General features: G+C 73.1%; 14 protein-coding genes. All 14 read left to right on the top strand.

What is annotated here, in order from left to right:
• Window positions 1-270: 270 nt before the first annotated feature.
• Window positions 271-897 (top strand): isochorismatase family protein, encoded by a 627-nt coding sequence (locus ACI2LW_RS26990; RefSeq protein WP_404733819.1) that lies wholly within the window; start codon window positions 271-273, stop codon window positions 895-897.
• Window positions 894-2,819, top strand: a complete 1,926-nt coding sequence (locus tag ACI2LW_RS26985; protein ID WP_404733818.1) for an anthranilate synthase family protein — start codon at window positions 894-896, stop codon at window positions 2,817-2,819. Before ACI2LW_RS26990 ends, ACI2LW_RS26985 begins: the two co-directional genes overlap by 4 nt.
• Before the next feature lie 371 nt (window positions 2,820-3,190).
• Complete coding sequence (locus tag ACI2LW_RS26980) at window positions 3,191-4,219, top strand: 3-oxoacyl-ACP synthase III family protein (protein WP_404733817.1); 1,029 nt, start codon at window positions 3,191-3,193, stop codon at window positions 4,217-4,219.
• Between the two features lie 111 nt (window positions 4,220-4,330).
• A complete protein-coding gene (locus tag ACI2LW_RS26975; protein ID WP_404733816.1) occupies window positions 4,331-5,134 on the top strand; it encodes an arylamine N-acetyltransferase in 804 nt (267 codons plus the stop codon).
• Between the two features lie 5 nt (window positions 5,135-5,139).
• On the top strand, window positions 5,140-6,837 hold the full coding sequence (locus tag ACI2LW_RS26970; protein WP_404733815.1) for an FAD-dependent oxidoreductase: 1,698 nt from the start codon (window positions 5,140-5,142) through the stop codon (window positions 6,835-6,837).
• Window positions 6,838-6,892: 55 nt separating this feature from the next.
• Window positions 6,893-7,498: an RrF2 family transcriptional regulator gene (locus ACI2LW_RS26965; protein ID WP_404733814.1), complete on the top strand. Its 606-nt coding sequence runs from the start codon at window positions 6,893-6,895 to the stop codon at window positions 7,496-7,498.
• 158 nt (window positions 7,499-7,656) lie between these two features.
• Window positions 7,657-9,138 (top strand): MFS transporter, encoded by a 1,482-nt coding sequence (locus ACI2LW_RS26960; RefSeq protein ID WP_404733813.1) that lies wholly within the window; start codon window positions 7,657-7,659, stop codon window positions 9,136-9,138.
• A gap of 231 nt (window positions 9,139-9,369) precedes the next feature.
• Window positions 9,370-10,560: an MFS transporter gene (locus tag ACI2LW_RS26955; RefSeq protein ID WP_404733812.1), complete on the top strand. Its 1,191-nt coding sequence runs from the start codon at window positions 9,370-9,372 to the stop codon at window positions 10,558-10,560.
• A 228-nt stretch (window positions 10,561-10,788) separates the two neighbouring features.
• Window positions 10,789-11,403, top strand: a complete 615-nt coding sequence (locus ACI2LW_RS26950) for an NAD(P)H-dependent oxidoreductase (protein ID WP_404733811.1) — start codon at window positions 10,789-10,791, stop codon at window positions 11,401-11,403.
• An 87-nt stretch (window positions 11,404-11,490) separates the two neighbouring features.
• The gene (locus ACI2LW_RS26945) at window positions 11,491-11,871 is read left to right on the top strand and encodes a YybH family protein (RefSeq protein ID WP_404733810.1); all 381 of its coding nucleotides are present in this window, start codon (window positions 11,491-11,493) and stop codon (window positions 11,869-11,871) included.
• Between the two features lie 235 nt (window positions 11,872-12,106).
• Complete coding sequence (locus ACI2LW_RS26940) at window positions 12,107-12,754, top strand: NAD(P)H-dependent oxidoreductase (RefSeq protein ID WP_404733809.1); 648 nt, start codon at window positions 12,107-12,109, stop codon at window positions 12,752-12,754.
• Window positions 12,755-12,988: 234 nt separating this feature from the next.
• The gene (locus tag ACI2LW_RS26935; RefSeq protein WP_404733808.1) at window positions 12,989-14,584 is read left to right on the top strand and encodes an AMP-binding protein; all 1,596 of its coding nucleotides are present in this window, start codon (window positions 12,989-12,991) and stop codon (window positions 14,582-14,584) included.
• Window positions 14,585-14,666: 82 nt separating this feature from the next.
• Entirely contained in the window at window positions 14,667-14,867 is a 201-nt protein-coding gene (locus tag ACI2LW_RS26930; protein WP_404733807.1) for a hypothetical protein, read from the top strand.
• Between the two features lie 253 nt (window positions 14,868-15,120).
• Window positions 15,121-15,705: an NADPH-dependent FMN reductase gene (locus ACI2LW_RS26925; RefSeq protein ID WP_404733806.1), complete on the top strand. Its 585-nt coding sequence runs from the start codon at window positions 15,121-15,123 to the stop codon at window positions 15,703-15,705.
• Window positions 15,706-15,795: the final 90 nt, after the last annotated feature.

Raw genomic sequence — 15,795 nt, 5'->3', positions numbered from 1 at the left:
GGTCCCGCGCGCCGATCCGCGGGGCCTTCGCGGGTCCTTCGGGCCGGGTGGGTGATTACGCCGTAATCACCCACCCGTCATCCCCCACCCGGCCCGGCCGGCCGCCGCTCCGGTCGGCCCGCCGCTCCAACGGGGCGGTTCCCTCCGGGAGTCGGCGCCGCCGCCCCCGCGAAACGCCCTCTTACGCCCCCGTACGCCCCCATGCGGCCCCCTACGGCCGCCGTACCGCCGCCGCCCCTGGACCCGCCGAGAAAGGAACACCGAGACGTCATGGCCGCCGGTCTCCCGACCATCGAGTCCTATCCGCTGCCCACCGCGCCGGAACTGCCGGCGAACACCGCACCGTGGACGGCCGACCCGGCACGCGCGGTGCTGCTCGTGCACGACATGCAGCGCTACTTCCTCCAGCCCTTCCCCGACCCGCTGCGCGGACAACTCGTCCGGAACGCCGCCGAGTTGCGCGAGCGCTGCGCCGCACTCGGCATCCCCGTCGCCTACACCGCCCAGCCCGGCGGCATGACCGCCCACCAGCGGGGCCTGCTCAAGGACTTCTGGGGCCCGGGCATGCGCCCGGCCCCCGCCGACCGCGCCGTGGTCGACGAGCTCGCGCCCCGCGACGGGGACTGGCTGGTCACCAAGTGGCGCTACAGCGCCTTCCACCACACCGACCTGCTCACCCGGATGCGCTTCCACCAGCGCGACCAGCTCATCGTGTGCGGCGTATACGCCCACGTCGGCGTGCTGATCACCGCCGTCGAGGCGTTCAGCCACGACATCGAGACGTTCCTCGTCGCCGACGCCGTCGCCGACTTCACCGCGGAGCAGCACCGCATGGCCGTCGAGTACGCCGCCGCGCGCTGCGCCGTGGTCACCACCACCAAGGAGGTCCTCGCATGACCGGCGCACCCACCGGCCGGCCCCGCGACGGCGGCGGCCCGCTGGACCAGATCCTCGGCCCCCAGCCCCCGCCGTTCGCCCTGCTGCACCGCCCCGAGGCGGCCGGCCCGGGCGTGATCGACGTGCTGGTCGGCACCACGGCCCAGGCAAAGACCCTGGCCGGCATTCCGCTGCCCGCACCGGGCGGCCCCACCGGCGCCCCGCGGCACGACGTGCTCGCTCTCATCCCCTACCGGCAGATCGCCGAACGCGGCTTCGCCGGCCACGACGACGGCACCCCGCTGGTCGCCCTCACCGTCACCGGCCAGCAGACCCTCGACCTCGCCGGCGTACTGCAGCGGCTGCCCGACGAGCCGATCCGCACCCACGGCGCGCACTTCGACGTGGACGACGACGCCTACGCCGAGACCGTACGGCGGATCATCACCGACGAGATCGGCACCGGCCAGGGCGCGAACTTCGTCATCAAGCGCACCTTCACCGCCGACATCTCCGACTACAGCCCCCGCAGCGCGCTGACCTTCTTCAAGCGGCTGCTGGAGCGGGAGAAGGGCGCGTACTGGACGTTCGTCGTGCACACCGGCGAGCGCACCCTGGTCGGCGCCACCCCAGAGCGGCACATCAGCGTCCACGGCGGCACCGCGGTGATGAACCCCATCAGCGGCACCTACCGCTACCCGGCCTCGGGCCCCACGCTGCCGGAGGTCATGGACTTCCTCGCCGACCGCAAGGAGGCCGACGAGCTGTACATGGTGGTGGACGAGGAACTGAAGATGATGGCCCGGATCTGCCCCGGCGGCGGCCGGGTCACGGGCCCCTTCCTCAAGGAGATGGCCCGCCTCGCCCACACCGAGTACTTCATCGAGGGCCGCACCGACCGCGACCCGCGCGAGGTGCTGCGCGAGACCCTGTTCGCGCCCACCGTCACCGGCTCCCCGCTGGAGAGCGCCTGCCGGGTCATCGAACGCTACGAGCCGCAGGGCCGCGGCTACTACAGCGGCGTGCTCGCGCTGATCGGCCGGGACGCGCGGGGCGCCACCGCGCTGGACTCCGCGATCTGCATCCGCACCGCCGACATCGACGCCTCCGGCCGGGTGCGCATCGGGGTCGGCGCCACCCTGGTGCGCCACTCCGACCCGCGCTCGGAGGTGGCCGAGACCCGCGCCAAGGCGGCCGGGCTGCTGGCCGCGCTGGAGGGCGGCGGCGCCACCCGGTTCGCCGCCCACCCCGAGGTGCGCGCGGCGCTGGAGCGGCGCAACGAGACCATCGCCGGGTTCTGGCTCGCCGACGGCGCGGCGCCCGCCGCCGGGACCTTCGCGGCCGCCGGCCGGCGGGTGCTGGTCGTGGACGCCGAGGACACCTTCACCTCGATGATCGGACACCAACTGCGCTGCCTGGGGCTGGAGGTGACGGTACGTCGCTTCGACGAGCCGTACGACCTCGACGGCCACGACCTGGTCGTGATGGGCCCCGGCCCCGGCGACCCGCGCGACACCTCCCACCCCAAGATCGCCCACCTGGACGGCGCGATCACGCGGCTGCTGCGCGAGCGCCGGCCCTTCCTGGCGATCTGCCTCAGCCACCAGGTGCTCAGCCGCCGCCTCGGACTGGACCTCAGGCGCAGGGACGTGCCCAACCAGGGCGTGCAGCGCGACGTCGACCTGTTCGGGCGGCGTGAACGCGTCGGCTTCTACAACACGTTCGCCGCCGTCAGCGACGACGACAAGATCGAGGCGGACGGCGTGGGCGTGGTCGAGGTCGCCCGCGACACCGTGAACGGCGAGGTGCACGCCCTGCGCGGCCCGCACTTCGCGTCGATGCAGTTCCACCCCGAGTCCGTGCTCACCCAGAACGGGGTGAGCATCACCGGCGACCTGGTCCGCGGCCTGCTCGAGGACACCTCCCTCGCCCTGGCCGAGTGACACCGCGCGGCGGCCGGCCCCGGTGGGTGACCACGGGGGCCGGCCGTCGTCCGCCGTCCGCCGTCCGCCGTCCGTCGTCCGCCGTCCGCCGTCCCGATGTCTGCGTGCGCGTCTGATGCACGCGTCCGGCGTACGCGTGTCGCCCACGCGTCCGGCGTACGCGTGTCGCCCACGCGTCCGGTGTACGCGTGTCGCCCACGGGATCGGCGTACGCGTGTGGCCCACGGGGTGGGCGTACGCCTCCGACGTCCTCATCTGACGTACTCCGCGGGGACCTGACGGGTTCGCCGGCCGGGCTTTGCCGCCCGCCCGCGCCGACCTGGAGCATCGCTTGCGCGGAAAGGCCCGAATCACCGAAGAAGGGTCACACAATGATCACCACGGGTACGGCCCGGTCCGGTCGCAGGGCTGCGGGCATCGCCATCCTGGGCACGGGCTCCTGCCTGCCCTCCCACGTGGTCGGCAACGACGAGGTCGCCGCCGCGACCGGGGTCACCGACGAGTGGATCCACCGCAAGACCGGCATCCGCGCACGCCGCCGCGCCAAACCGGACGAGGCCACCTCCGACCTGGCCGTGGCCGCGGGCCGGGCCGCGATGGAGGCCGCCGGGATCACCGCGGCGGACCTGTCGCTGATCGTCGTCGCCACCTCCACCCCCGACCAGCCCCAGCCGCCCACCGCCAGCGTCGTCGCCGACGGCCTCGGCGCGGGCCGCGGCGCCGCCGCCTTCGACGTCAACGCCGTGTGCAGCGGCTTCGTGTTCGCGCTGAACGCCGCCGAGCACGTGCTCGCCGCGGCCGACTCGCCGTACGCCCTGGTCATCGGCGCGGACGTCTACTCCCGCATCCTCGACCCCACCGACCGGCGCACCGCCATCCTCTTCGGCGACGGCGCCGGAGCGGTGGTCCTCGGCCCGGCCCGGCCCGGCCGCGGCCTGCTCGCGTCCCGGCTGGCCGGCTTCGGCGCCGAACGCGACCTGATCGAGGTGCCGGCCGGCGGCAGCCGTCTGCCGGCGAGCGAGCAGACCCTCGCCGAGGGCCGGCACTTCTTCACCATGAACGGGCGCGGGGTGCGCGACTTCGTCGACGCCACGGTCACCCCGGCCATCGGCGCCTTCCTGCGGGACGCCGGCCTCGAACCCGGCGCCGTCGACCACTTCGTGCCCCACCAGGCCAACGGCCGGATGCTGGAGGACCTCTCGGCCCGGCTCGGCATCCCGGCCCACCGTATGCGCCTGACCTACGAGGACTTCGGCAACACCGGAGCCGCGTCCGTCCCCGTCACCCTCGACCGCGCCGCGCGCCGGGGCGAACTCGCCGACGGGGACCTCGTGCTGCTCGCCGGCTTCGGCGGCGGCATGGCCATGGGCCTGTCACTGCTGCGCTGGCAGCACCCCTGACCCCACGCACAGCACCACGAACGACCCCCGCACAGCCCGCAGCACAGCACCAAGTTCGACCCCCCACGCACAGCGCCACACACGGCACCACGCACGCCTAAGGAGACGGTGATGTTGGACGGCATCATGGAGGAGTACCTGCGCCGGATCAAAGCGGTCCGGCCCGAACGCCCCGACCTCGCGGGACTGCGCCACCTGACGGAGCGTCACCTGCTGTCGGTGCCCTTCGAGAACCTCGACTACCACCTGGACGAGGAGATCTTCATGGACGAACGCGTCCTGGAGAAGATCGTCCGCAAGAACCGCGGCGGCGGCTGCTACGAGGTCAACCCCGCCCTGTCGTTCCTGCTCACCTCGCTCGGCTACGAGGTGGACATCCTGCCGGGCTGGGTGCACCGCCCGGGCGGCGTGCTCGGCCCGTTCCTCGGCCACCTCGCGCTGCGCGTGAAGGCCGACGGCGAGGACTGGCTGGTCGACGTCGGCTTCGGCCGCAACAGCCGCTACCCGCTGCGCCTGGCCTCGCGCGAGGTCCAGAAGGACCCGCACGGCGAGTACCAGCTGCACGACGTGGGCGACGGCGTCGTCGACGTGTACCTCGGCGGCAAGCCGCTGTACCGGGTGGCGGACCGGCCGGTGAGCATCGAGGACTTCGCCCCGACCCTGTGGTGGTACCGCACCTCGCCCGACTCCTCGTTCCTCCAGGGCCTGTTCTGCTCCATCCGCACCGTCGACGGCCTGGTCACCCTCAAGGGCAACACCCAGATGAGCATGGTGGCCGGCGAGGAGCGCAGCAAGCGGACCCTGGAGAGCGAGGCCGAGGCGTTCGAGGCGTACAAGACGTACTTCGGCATCAGCCTGGACCGGCTGCCCAAGGAGCCCGCCCTCGGCGTCACCGCCGGCGTGCGGACGGAATGACGGCGATGAGCGAGAACACCACCGGCACCTCGCCCGGCACCGGCACACCGCCCGGCACCGGCACACCGCCCAGCACCGGCGCCGGCACCGCGCCCGGCACCGGCGCCGGCAAGAAGACCGCCGACGCGGCGCCCGACATCGACGTCCTCGTCGTCGGGGCCGGCCCGACCGGGCTGCTGACGGCCGTCGAACTGCTGCGCCGCGGCATCCGGGTGCGCGTCATCGACCGCGCCACCGAACCTTCCACCATGCCCAAGGCGCTGTCCGTGTGGCCGCGCGCGCTGGACATCCTCGAGGACGCCGGACTGGCCGAGGGCATACGGCGCGAGTCCGTGCACATCAGCCGGCTCAGCTACTTCTCCGAGCGCAGCCCGCTGGCCTCCTTCGCGCTGAACGAGGACACCGCCTGCCGGGTGCTGCCGCAGCACGTCACCGAGCGGCTGCTGGCCGAACGCCTGGCCGAACTCGGCGGCAAGGTCGAGCGCGGGGTGCGGCTGCTGGCCCTGGAAGGCGTCGACTTCTCCGGCGGCCTCGGCGCCGGCGACGGCGTGACCGCCGTGGTGGAGCGGGCCGACGGCGCGGTCGACCGCATCCGCGCGCCCTTCGTGGTCGGCGCCGACGGCGCCGGCAGCGCGGTGCGCGGACAGCTCGGCATCGGCTTCCAGGGCAGCACCTACGAGATGGCCTTCGCGCTGGTCGACGCCCGCTTCGAGGGCGAACTGCCCGACGACGAGTGCCTCTTCTACCAGACACCCAGCGGCGCCCTGGTCGTCGTACCGATGCCCGGCGGCGTGCACCGCTTCCTGTCCGTGATGCCCCAGGGCCGGCACGAGGTGTCCCTGGAGCTGATGCAGGAGATCCTCGACGAGCGCGGGCCGCGCGGAGTACGGCTGACCGAGGCGGTGTGGCAGGCGGTGTTCCGTGTGCACGCCCGCCGCGCCACCGACTTCCGCGTCGGACGGGTCTTCCTCGCCGGCGACGCCGCGCACGTGCACAGCCCGGCCGGCGGCCAGGGCATGAACAACGGCCTGCAGGACGCCCAGAACCTGGGCTGGAAGCTGGCCGCGGTGATCCGGGGCACCTCGCCCGCCTCCCTGCTCGACAGCTACGGCGCCGAGCGCTCGGAGGCCACCCGCCAGATCCTGCGCGACACCGATCTGCAGACCCGCGCCTGGGTGGCCGGCAGCCGGGCCAAGGTGCTCGCCCGCGACACCGCCTTCCGCCTGCTGGACCGCACCGGCGTCGTCTCCCGCTACTACACCCCGGTGATGGCCGGGCGGCGGCTGGCGTACCCACCGGTGCGCGAGACCCAGCGGCCCTCGGGGCCGGCCGGCTGCAAGGTCCGCGGCAGGATCCCCGGCGGCCTGAAGGACGGCGCCGTCTTCCCCCGGCGGCACGCCCTCGCGCACGGCATCAGCGGCCCCGGCACCGACCCGCACGCCTGGACCCTGGTCCTCGCGCCGCCCTCGGCCGCCTGGCGCGCCGAGGCCGGGCACGTCGCGGCCCGCCACCCGCAGCTGCGCACCGTCGAACTGCGGCGGCGCGAGAGCGCCTTCGCCACCGGCTGCCGCCGCCCCGGCTACTGGCTGGTGCGGCCGGACGGACACGTGGCCGCACACGGGCACGAGGCCGATCTCGGCCGCCTGGAGGCCGAACTGAAAACCGTCCTGACCGGCAAGGACGCCCCGCCCGAAGCGACTTGACATTAAAAACGTCGGGCCCTTCTGGCGGACATCCCCGATGCGTAATGTCCAGGACATGAAGCTGAGAGAGGGCGTGGAGTGGGCAGTGCACTGCTGCATCAACCTGTCGTGGATCTCCCACGACAGGGCGGTGCCGGCGGCGAAGCTGGCCGAGTTCCACGACCTGCCCACGGCTTATCTGAACAAGCAGATGCACGCACTGGGACGGGCCGGCATCGTCTCGTCCCGGTCCGGCCCCCGCGGCGGATACCGTCTCGGCCGCAGGCCGGAGGAGATCAGCCTGATGGACGTGGCGGTCGCCATCGACGGTTCGGCACAGGCCTTCCTGTGCACGGGCATCCGCCACCGGGGCCCGGCCGGACGCATCACCGGCTCGGCCGGCCGCCCCGCCGGTCCGGACGGCCACCGCGCCGGTCCGGACGGCCACCGCGCCGGTCCCGACGACCGGAGCACCGGTCCGCACGGCCGGAGCGCCGGCCCGGACGTCATCGGTGCGGACGTCCGCGGCACCCCCTGCACCGTGGCACAGGCCTTCTCCACCGCGGAGCTGGCCTGGCGACGCCGGCTCGCAGAGCAGACGATCGCCGACCTGGCGGACGCGGTACGGCGGGCCAACCCCGCCGCACCCGACCGCGTACGCCAGTGGTTCGACCAGAACTGACCGCTCACCGCTCACCGCGCACCGACCGCTCACCGCGCACCGACGAGCACTGACCGAGCACCGACCGCTCCCGCGCACCCCAGTAACCGCCGGGTCACCTCCCCGGCGGCGGCGCCCTCGTGCGCCTCCCTTCCGACCCCGTAGTGAAAGGCACAGTCATGCCGTCTCCGGCCACAGGCGCTGCCACCGAGGCACCGCGCCGGCGCCCTGGACTCCTCCTGGCGCTGCTGGCGTTCGCGCAGCTGATCATCTCCATCGACTACAACATCGTGTACGTCGCGCTCCCCGAGATCGGCACCGGTCTCGGCTTCAGCTCCCAGACCCTGCAGTGGGTGATCAGCGCCTACGCGGTCGCCTTCGGCGGGTTCCTGCTGCTCGGCGGCCGGGCCTGCGACCTGTGGGGACCGCGCCGTATCTTCATCCTGGGCCTGTCCCTGTACGGGGTGTCCTCCCTGCTGGGCGGCCTGGCCACCGACCCCGGAGTGCTCGTCGCCGCCCGCGCGGTGCAGGGCATCGGCGGCGCGTTCCTCTTCCCCGCCACGCTCACCCTGGTCTCCACCCGGTTCGCCGAGGGCAAGGAGCGCAACCGCGCCTTCGCCGTGTGGGGCACCGCCGGCGGCTCCGGCATGATCCTCGGCTCGCTGCTCGGCGGCGTGCTCACCGAGGCGTTCGGCTGGGAGTCCGTCTTCTTCGTCAACGTCCCGCTGGCCGCGCTGGCCATCGTGTTCGCCCTGCCGCTGATCGCCCGCGACCAGCTCGGCGGCTCGCGCCGCTCCTTCGACCTGGGCGGTGCGCTGACCGCCACCGTCGGCACCACCTCCGTCGTCTTCGCCCTGGTCCAGGGCCCGGAGTCCGGCTGGGGCTCGGGCCTCATCATCGGCGCCTTCGTCCTCGGCGTGGCGCTGCTGGCCTCCTTCCTGGTCATCGAGAAGCGCAGCAGCGACCCGCTGATGCCGCTGCGCCTGTTCGGCAACCGCAACCTGAGCACCGGCGCCGCGGTCACCTTCTTCTACATGGCGACCTTCGGCACCCTGCTGTACTTCCTGACCGTCTACTTCCAGGGCGTGCACGGCTACAGCGCGCTGGAGACGGGCCTGGCCTTCCTGGTCCCGATGGCCGCCATCTCCGTCGGCGCCCAGACCGCCGGCCGCCTGGCCACCAGGTTCGGCCTGCGCGCCATCATGATCGCCAGCCTGCTGGTGGGCCTGGTGGGCACCGTGATCGTGGGCCTGACGCTGACGACCGACGGCTCCTACCTCTCGCTGGTCCCCGGCATGATCGTCCTCGGTCTCGGCCAGGGCGCCGGCTACACCCTGATGTTCGGCGCCGCCACGGTCGGCGTGGACCCGATGGAGCAGGGCATCGCCTCCGGCTGGGCCTCCACCACCCAGCAGGTCGGCGGCGCGGTGGGCCTGGCCGTCCTGGTCGCCGTCGCCAACTCCGGCCTGGACGGGCTGCACGGCGAGGCGCTGCGCTCGGCCACCAACGACGGCCTGCGCACCGCGGTGTTCATCGCCGCGGCCGGCATCGCGCTGACCGCGCTGGTCGCCCTCGGCCTGCAGAAGCCCGACAAGCGGCGCGAGGCCGTCGCGCAGAACTCGGCGGCCTCCGCCGAGGAGCCGCAGGCCGCCCAGGTCTGACCCCCGGTCTCCGGCGCGCCCCCCGGGGCGCGCCGGACGCCGGACCTCCGTCGGTGATGTGTCCCCCGCGGCCGCGGGGGTCCGGTCGTTTCCGGCCCGGACCCCGTGCGCGACGCGGTCCTCCCCTTTTTCCGGATCCCTTTTCTCCAAGTCCTCTGCCTCAGCAGGGGACTTGACGCATAGAGCGGGCGCGGATTGCCGGTGCGCGGGGCCCCTCGCAACGATCGGTGCATGTCGAGAACAACGGTTGCCGAGGCGTCTTCGGCGACAGCGCGCACGGCGCCGATGGCCGCCACCGTGACGACCGTGTCCGTCATGGGCGTGCTCGTGGTGGGCCAGATGTACGTGACCATCCCGCTGATGCCCGAACTGGCCCGCGCCTGGGGCGTGCCCACCCAGTCGGCGGCCCTGTCGACCACCGCGTTCGCCTTCGCCCACGCGGCCGGCTCGCTGATCAGCGGCCCGCTGTCCACCCGGTTCGGGCGGCGCACGGTGATGGTCGCCAACGTCCTGGCCATGGCCGTCGTCACCGCCCTGCTGCCGCTGGCGGGCGGCCTGGCCACCGGTGTGGCCCTGCGTGCCGCCCAGGGCCTGTTCGCGGGCTCGTTCATCCCCATGTCGTACGCCTACCTGCACGCCCGTATCGCCCCGCACCGCGTCGCCCCGGCGCTGACGGTGGTGTCCGCGTGCATGGGCGCGACGGTCGTCGTCGGACAGGTCGAGGCCCAGCTGGTGGCGCAACTGGCCGGCTGGGTGTGGGTGTTCTGGGCGACCGTGCCGCTGCTGCTGGCCGGGGCCGCCGTCTCCTGGCGGGTCCTGCTGCCCGAGCCGCGGCAGCCCCGGACGACGGCCGGCCGCCGCCCCGGCCCCTCGGACCTGCGGGCCGCCCTCGCACCCGGGCTGATCCCGCTGTATCTGGTCATCCTGGTCGCCGCCGGCAGCCTGACCGCCGTCTACACCGGCGTCCAGCTCTACGGCCCCGACGACGTCGCGGGCGGCGGCGCGCTGCTGGCGCTGCGCGCGAGCGCCCTGCCTGCGCTGCTCGGTGCCGTACTGCTCGCCCCGGCCCTGGCCCGCGTCCCCGCGCCGCGCCGGGCGGCCGGTGCCCTGGCGGTCACCGTCGCGGCCCTGCTCGCCGCGGCCCTCGGCGGGGACGGCGCGGTGGCCCTGGGAGCCGCCCTGTTCGCCTTCATGGCGGGCTTCGCCACGCTCGGGCCCGCCCTCATCCAGTCCGTCGGCGCACGGGCCGCCACGGCCCAGACCACGGCGATCGCGCTGTACGGCTTCACGCTGAACGTGGGGGCCGGCGCGGGCGCCCAACTCGCCGCGGTCTTCTCCCGCTTCACCGCGCTGGCGCTGTTCCTGGCGCTCGCCCTGGCGCTGGCCGCCGCGGTCGTGCGGTACGGCGCCCGGGAGACCTGACGCACTCGCCCGGCCGCCGTTGCCGCGCCGGCGCCGCCCGCCCCAGGATGCGCAGGACCCCGTACTCCGCCCGTACTCCGCCCGCACTCCGCCTGTACTCCACCCCCGCACTCCACCGCGCGCACGACCCCGCACGCCGACGTGCGCACGACCCCGCACACTCCACCCCGCGCACGACCCGCAACTCCGCCCGAACGCCACCACCCGTACGCCAGGGAGCGCACGACCATGACCAACGTCGCCGTCATCTACTACTCGTCGACCGGCTCCACCCACAAGCTCGCGCTGGCCGCCGCCGAGGCCGCCACCAAGGAGGGCGCCGAGGTGCGGCTGCGCCGGGTGCCCGAGCTCGCCGCCACCGGCCGCCCCGGCTCCGAGGAGCACGCCGCCGAGGCCGCCGACATCGCCGAGGCGACCCTCGAGGACCTGGAGTGGGCGGACGCGGTCCTGCTCGGCACGCCGGTGCACTTCGGGCTCGCCGCGCCGCAGCTGATGCAGTTCATCAACACCTCCTCGCCGCTGTCGATCCACGGCAAGCTGCTCAACAAGGCCGTCTCCGCCTTCGCCTCCGGCTCCGCCGAGCACGGCGGGCAGGTGACCGCGATCCTGGCGCTGCACAACGCCATCTGCCACTGGGGCTCGGTCATCGTCGCCACCGGCTCCGCCGACCCGGTGCTGTACGAGAAGAACAACGGCAACCCCTACGGCGCCTCCACGGTCGCCGGCAGCCGGATCGGCTTCATCCACCCCGAGAACGCCGGGGCGATCGCCTACCAGACGCGCCGCACCATCGAGGTCGCCGCCGCCCTGAAGGCCGCCGAGGCCGCCCGGACCGCCGCCTGACCACCCGACCGCGGGCCCGCGCCGCCCGCCCGCCCGCGCCGCTCGTGCCGCCCGCCCGCGCCCGAGTCACCGCAACGAGGAGACACCATGGCAGTCAGCGACCCGGCCCAGCTGCCCGAGACGTTCGTCAAGGCCTTCAACGCCAAGGACCTCGCCGCCATCGACCGGCTCTTCGAGCCGGACGCGGTGCGGGTGCTGCGCCCGGGCGTGGTGGTGACCGGAGACGGACGCCGCCAGGCCACCAGCAGCTTCCTGGCGCTCGGCGTCCCCATCCGGATCACCGTGCGCCACACCTACGTCTACGACGACACCGCCCTGATCATCGGCGACTTCGTGATCGACGGCACCAAGCCCGACGGCGAGCGGATCCACCTCACCGGCACCGCGACGGACGTGGCCCGGCGCGGCCCCGACGGCCTGTGGCGCTACATCATCGACAACCCGCCCGGCGTCGAGGTGGGCGACTGACACCCGGCGGCCGGGCGAGCCCGCCCGGGGGAGACGGGGGGAGACGGGGGGAGACGGGGAAGCAGGGGAGAAAAGCGCGGAGGCGACGGCACGGCGGCCGGTCTGGCGTGAAATACACGCGACTTGACGCACTGTCGGGTGAAAAGTGGCTGCCCCGGCACGGCCGGGGCACGATGGGCCCGAACCGCCGGCCGGACACGGCGAGCGCATCATTCACTGAGGGAGCAGTACGGCCATGACCAATGTCGCCATCATCTACTACTCGGCCACCGGGAACATCCACAAGCTGGCTGTCGCCGCAGCCGAGGCGGCGGAGAAGGCCGGTGCCGAGGTGCGGCTGCGCCGGGTCGCGGAGATCACCGACGAGCCGCTCGCGCCCAACTACACCGAGTGGACCCAGGCGAACAACGAGCACGTGGCCACGAGCCGGGACGTACCGGTGGCCACCATCGACGACCTGGACTGGGCCGACGCCGTCGTCTGGGGCACCCCGGGCCGCTACGGCCTGCTGGCCGGCCCGCTCAAGCACTTCATCGACCAGACCTTCGAACTGCACGCCCGGCGCGGCCTGATGAACAAGGCCATGTCCGCGTTCACCTCGACGGGCACCCCGCACGGCGGCCAGGAGTCGACGATCCTGTCCCTGAGCAACGTCTTCTACCACTGGGGCGCCGTCATCGTGCCGCCCGGCGTGACCGACGACATCCTGCTCACCCCGAGCAACGGCAACCCCTACGGCGTGAGCGCCACCTCCGGCCTGCAGGCCATCCCCGGGCACCTCGCGCAGAACGTCACCGACGACAACCTGGCCGCGGTCGGCTACCAGACCGTACGCACCCTGAAGGTGGCCGAGGCCCTCAAGAAGGGGCTCGGACAGGGCTGACGCCGGGGGAGGGACACCCCACGACGACCGGTTCCCGTGGCCGGGCCGCACACCGCGGCCCGGCCACGGGCATTTCCCGGTTACCGGTTACCCGGTTTCCCGGTTTCCCGGCGGAATTTCGGTGAGATGACGCATTACCGGCCCCATCCTTTTCCGCCAAAGGCCCTTCGTGGAACGGTTTTCCACGGGAGTTTTCCGATTCACGTGTGCCGGTAACCATGAGGAAGAGGCCTGATGTACAAGGTTCCCAAGAGCAAGAAGATCCTCTACCTCGGGGTCGTCTCCGAGCGGGCCGCCGAGAAGTACGGCAGCACCCCGATCACACTCGACCACGACATGGAGGTCTTCCCCGAGGCGGGCCGGACGCTGACCGTCGCGGAGTTCGCCCGGTACGTGGCCGACACCGCCGACCGGCTGTGGGCGGCCGGCGTGCGCCCGAGCGAGCACGTCGCCGTCCACAAGACGTCGAACTTCGACATCACCGTACTGGCCTGCGGCGCCGCCCGGATCGGCGCGGTGCCGGTGATGCTCTCCCCGCACCTGGACGGGGAGAGCATCGGCAAACTGCTGGAGCGGCTGCAGCGCCCCACCCTGCTGACCGACCGGGCGAAGCTGACCGGTTCGCTGTCCGGGCTGCCGCTGGCCGAGCTGACCCAGCGGGTGATCAGCGCCACCGGCTCCCACCCGGGCGCGGTGTCCTTCGCGGACCTCGCCGGCGCCCCGCGTCGCCGCCCGGTGCTCCTGGACCCCGACCAGCCCGCCCTGATGACCCACACCTCCGGCACCACGGGCATCCCCAAGCTGGTGGTGCACTCGGCGCGTTCGCTGGGCGCGCGGGGCAACTGGCAGGACAAGGTGGTGCGCCTGATCCGCAAGCGCGAGACGGTCGCCATGCACGTCTCCTACGTGCACTCGCGGATGTACCTGGGTCTGGCCGTGCTCCAGACGCGCGGCATGCCGATGGTCTTCCTGAACGACGGGAACCCCGAACACGTCGCCGACATGCTGGTCCGGCACCGCCCGGGCGTCCTGGAGACGCACCCCAACTCCTTCCTGGAGTGGGAGCAGATGCTCGACGACCCGCGCCGGCCGATCTCCAACGTCAAGTACTTCAACAGCACCTTCGACGCGATCCACCCGAGCACCATGCACAAGTTCCTGCACGCCTCCGACCGCAGGAGCCCGGTGTTCCTCCAGGTCTACGGCCAGAGCGAGTGCGGCCCGCTGGCCGCCCGCACCTACCGGCGCCGCAACGCCCTGAAGGCCGACGGCCGGTGCCAGGGCTACCCCACGCCGTTCATGACCAAGTACCGGCTGGTCCCGCGCGACGGACAGAAGCCGTCCAAGGAGACGCCCGGCTACATCGACGTGGCCACCTCCGGCCGCGCGCTGAGCTACCACGGCGAGCAGGAACGGTTCGACAAGCAGGTCATCGGCGAGTGGTGGCGCGGCGGCGACGTCGGCTACCGCACCAAGTGGGGCTGTCTGCACCTGCTGGACCGCGAGGTCGACGTCATCCCCGGCATCGAGTCCACGCTGGAGATCGAGGACGAGGTCCTGCACAAGCTGGAGGAGCTGACCGAGCTGGTCATCGTGCCCGGCCCGGACCAGCAGCCGGTGCCGGTGGTGTGCACCCGCGGCGACCGGCCGCTGGACACCCGGCGCTGGCAGGAGGCGGTGGCCGGTCACCCGGCCCTGGTGGAGCCCGTGCAGCGCCGGCTGTCCGACCTGCCGCGCACCGCCACGATGAAGATCCGGCGCCTGGAGCTGGCCCGGCAGCTGGCCGAGGAGCTCGGCCCGCGGTCCGCCGAACCGGCCGCCGCCCGCTGACACCGGGCCCGGCGAGCAGCCGGCGGGGGCCCGGGGACCGGGAGCCGGCGGGGGAGCCGACCGGAGGGAGAGGAGAGCACGGGTGACAGCGCAACGGACGCAACGGACGCCGCCGCAGGCGGCGCGGCAGCCGGAGCCGGACGCGGCCGCCGGGACGGCGGACTTCCTCGCGACGGCCGAGAACCCGGGCTTCCTGGAGATCTGGGCGCACTCCGCCCCGATCCGCCTGGCCGGCTACGAGGACGACCTCGCCGAACCGCACATCCTGCCGGGCATCGACTGACGGCCCGCCCGACGCCCGACCGACCGGGCCGCCCGCATCACCGCTTGGTCCGGACGACACGGCACGGCATGGCATGGCACGAACCGCGCCCCCCGCACACCGGCCGGCTGCCGGGGACCGCTCCCTCCCACGGGGGCCGTCCCGGCAGCCGGCCGTCCGCGTCGACCCATCGGGTTTCTCGATAGAAGTAGAAAACCCGCGTGCGGGTTTGTTTCTCTGGTGGTGGAGGAATGACCGCTGTGAAAGGGCAGACATGTCGAATGACCGCATCCGCGTGGCCGTGATCCTGTCGAGTGTGCGCAAGGGCCGCTTCGGACCGACCATCGCCAACTGGCTCGTCGGCACCGCCGGCCAGCGCGAGGACATCGAGGTCGACCTGGTGGACCTGGCGGACTTCCCGCTGCCCACCGCGCTGACCGACGAGCCGGCGCCCGAGGTGGCCGAGCTGCTCGGCGCGTTCTCGTCCCGGCTCTCCGACGCGGACGGCTTCGTCGTGGTGACCCCGGAGTACAACCACAGCTTCCCGGCCTCCCTGAAGGCGGCGCTGGACTGGACCCAGAACGAGTGGCACGCCAAGCCGGTCGGCTTCGTCGGCTACGGCGGCCTGGCCGGCGGCCTGCGCGCGGTGCAGCAGCTGCGCCACATCTTCAACGAGCTGCACGCGGTGACCGTGCGCGACGCCGTGAGCTTCCACGGCCCGTGGGAGCAGTTCGACTCCGACGGCAACCTGATCGACCCCGCCGCCGCCGAGGCCGCCGCCAAGGTGCTCTGGGACAAGCTCAGCTGGTGGGCCCTGGCCACCAAGGAGGCCAAGTCCCGCCGCCCGTACGACAACTGACAGTGAGGATGTTCGTGAGCGTCTCCCGGCGGGGTCTGACCCAGCCACTGACTGACCTTGGGTCCTCAACGGGATCTGTCGGCCCCGGCC

The organism is Streptomyces sp. NPDC004065 (assembly GCF_044903565.1).
Taxonomy (GTDB): domain Bacteria; phylum Actinomycetota; class Actinomycetes; order Streptomycetales; family Streptomycetaceae; genus Streptomyces.
Note: the sequence above shows the minus strand (reverse complement) of the source record. Positions and strands in the feature narration are given on the sequence as shown.

What these genes read in the sequence shown, in the direction of transcription:
- ACI2LW_RS26990 (WP_404733819.1), top strand. Translation starts at nt 271, where the DNA reads ATGGCCGCCGGTCTCCCGACCATCGAGTCCTATCCGCTGCCCACCGCG.
- ACI2LW_RS26985 (WP_404733818.1), top strand. Translation starts at nt 894, where the DNA reads ATGACCGGCGCACCCACCGGCCGGCCCCGCGACGGCGGCGGCCCGCTG.
- ACI2LW_RS26980 (WP_404733817.1), top strand. Translation starts at nt 3,191, where the DNA reads ATGATCACCACGGGTACGGCCCGGTCCGGTCGCAGGGCTGCGGGCATC.
- ACI2LW_RS26975 (WP_404733816.1), top strand. Translation starts at nt 4,331, where the DNA reads ATGTTGGACGGCATCATGGAGGAGTACCTGCGCCGGATCAAAGCGGTC.
- ACI2LW_RS26970 (WP_404733815.1), top strand. Translation starts at nt 5,140, where the DNA reads ATGAGCGAGAACACCACCGGCACCTCGCCCGGCACCGGCACACCGCCC.
- ACI2LW_RS26965 (WP_404733814.1), top strand. Translation starts at nt 6,893, where the DNA reads ATGAAGCTGAGAGAGGGCGTGGAGTGGGCAGTGCACTGCTGCATCAAC.
- ACI2LW_RS26960 (WP_404733813.1), top strand. Translation starts at nt 7,657, where the DNA reads ATGCCGTCTCCGGCCACAGGCGCTGCCACCGAGGCACCGCGCCGGCGC.
- ACI2LW_RS26955 (WP_404733812.1), top strand. Translation starts at nt 9,370, where the DNA reads ATGTCGAGAACAACGGTTGCCGAGGCGTCTTCGGCGACAGCGCGCACG.
- ACI2LW_RS26950 (WP_404733811.1), top strand. Translation starts at nt 10,789, where the DNA reads ATGACCAACGTCGCCGTCATCTACTACTCGTCGACCGGCTCCACCCAC.
- ACI2LW_RS26945 (WP_404733810.1), top strand. Translation starts at nt 11,491, where the DNA reads ATGGCAGTCAGCGACCCGGCCCAGCTGCCCGAGACGTTCGTCAAGGCC.
- ACI2LW_RS26940 (WP_404733809.1), top strand. Translation starts at nt 12,107, where the DNA reads ATGACCAATGTCGCCATCATCTACTACTCGGCCACCGGGAACATCCAC.
- ACI2LW_RS26935 (WP_404733808.1), top strand. Translation starts at nt 12,989, where the DNA reads ATGTACAAGGTTCCCAAGAGCAAGAAGATCCTCTACCTCGGGGTCGTC.
- ACI2LW_RS26925 (WP_404733806.1), top strand. Translation starts at nt 15,121, where the DNA reads ATGTCGAATGACCGCATCCGCGTGGCCGTGATCCTGTCGAGTGTGCGC.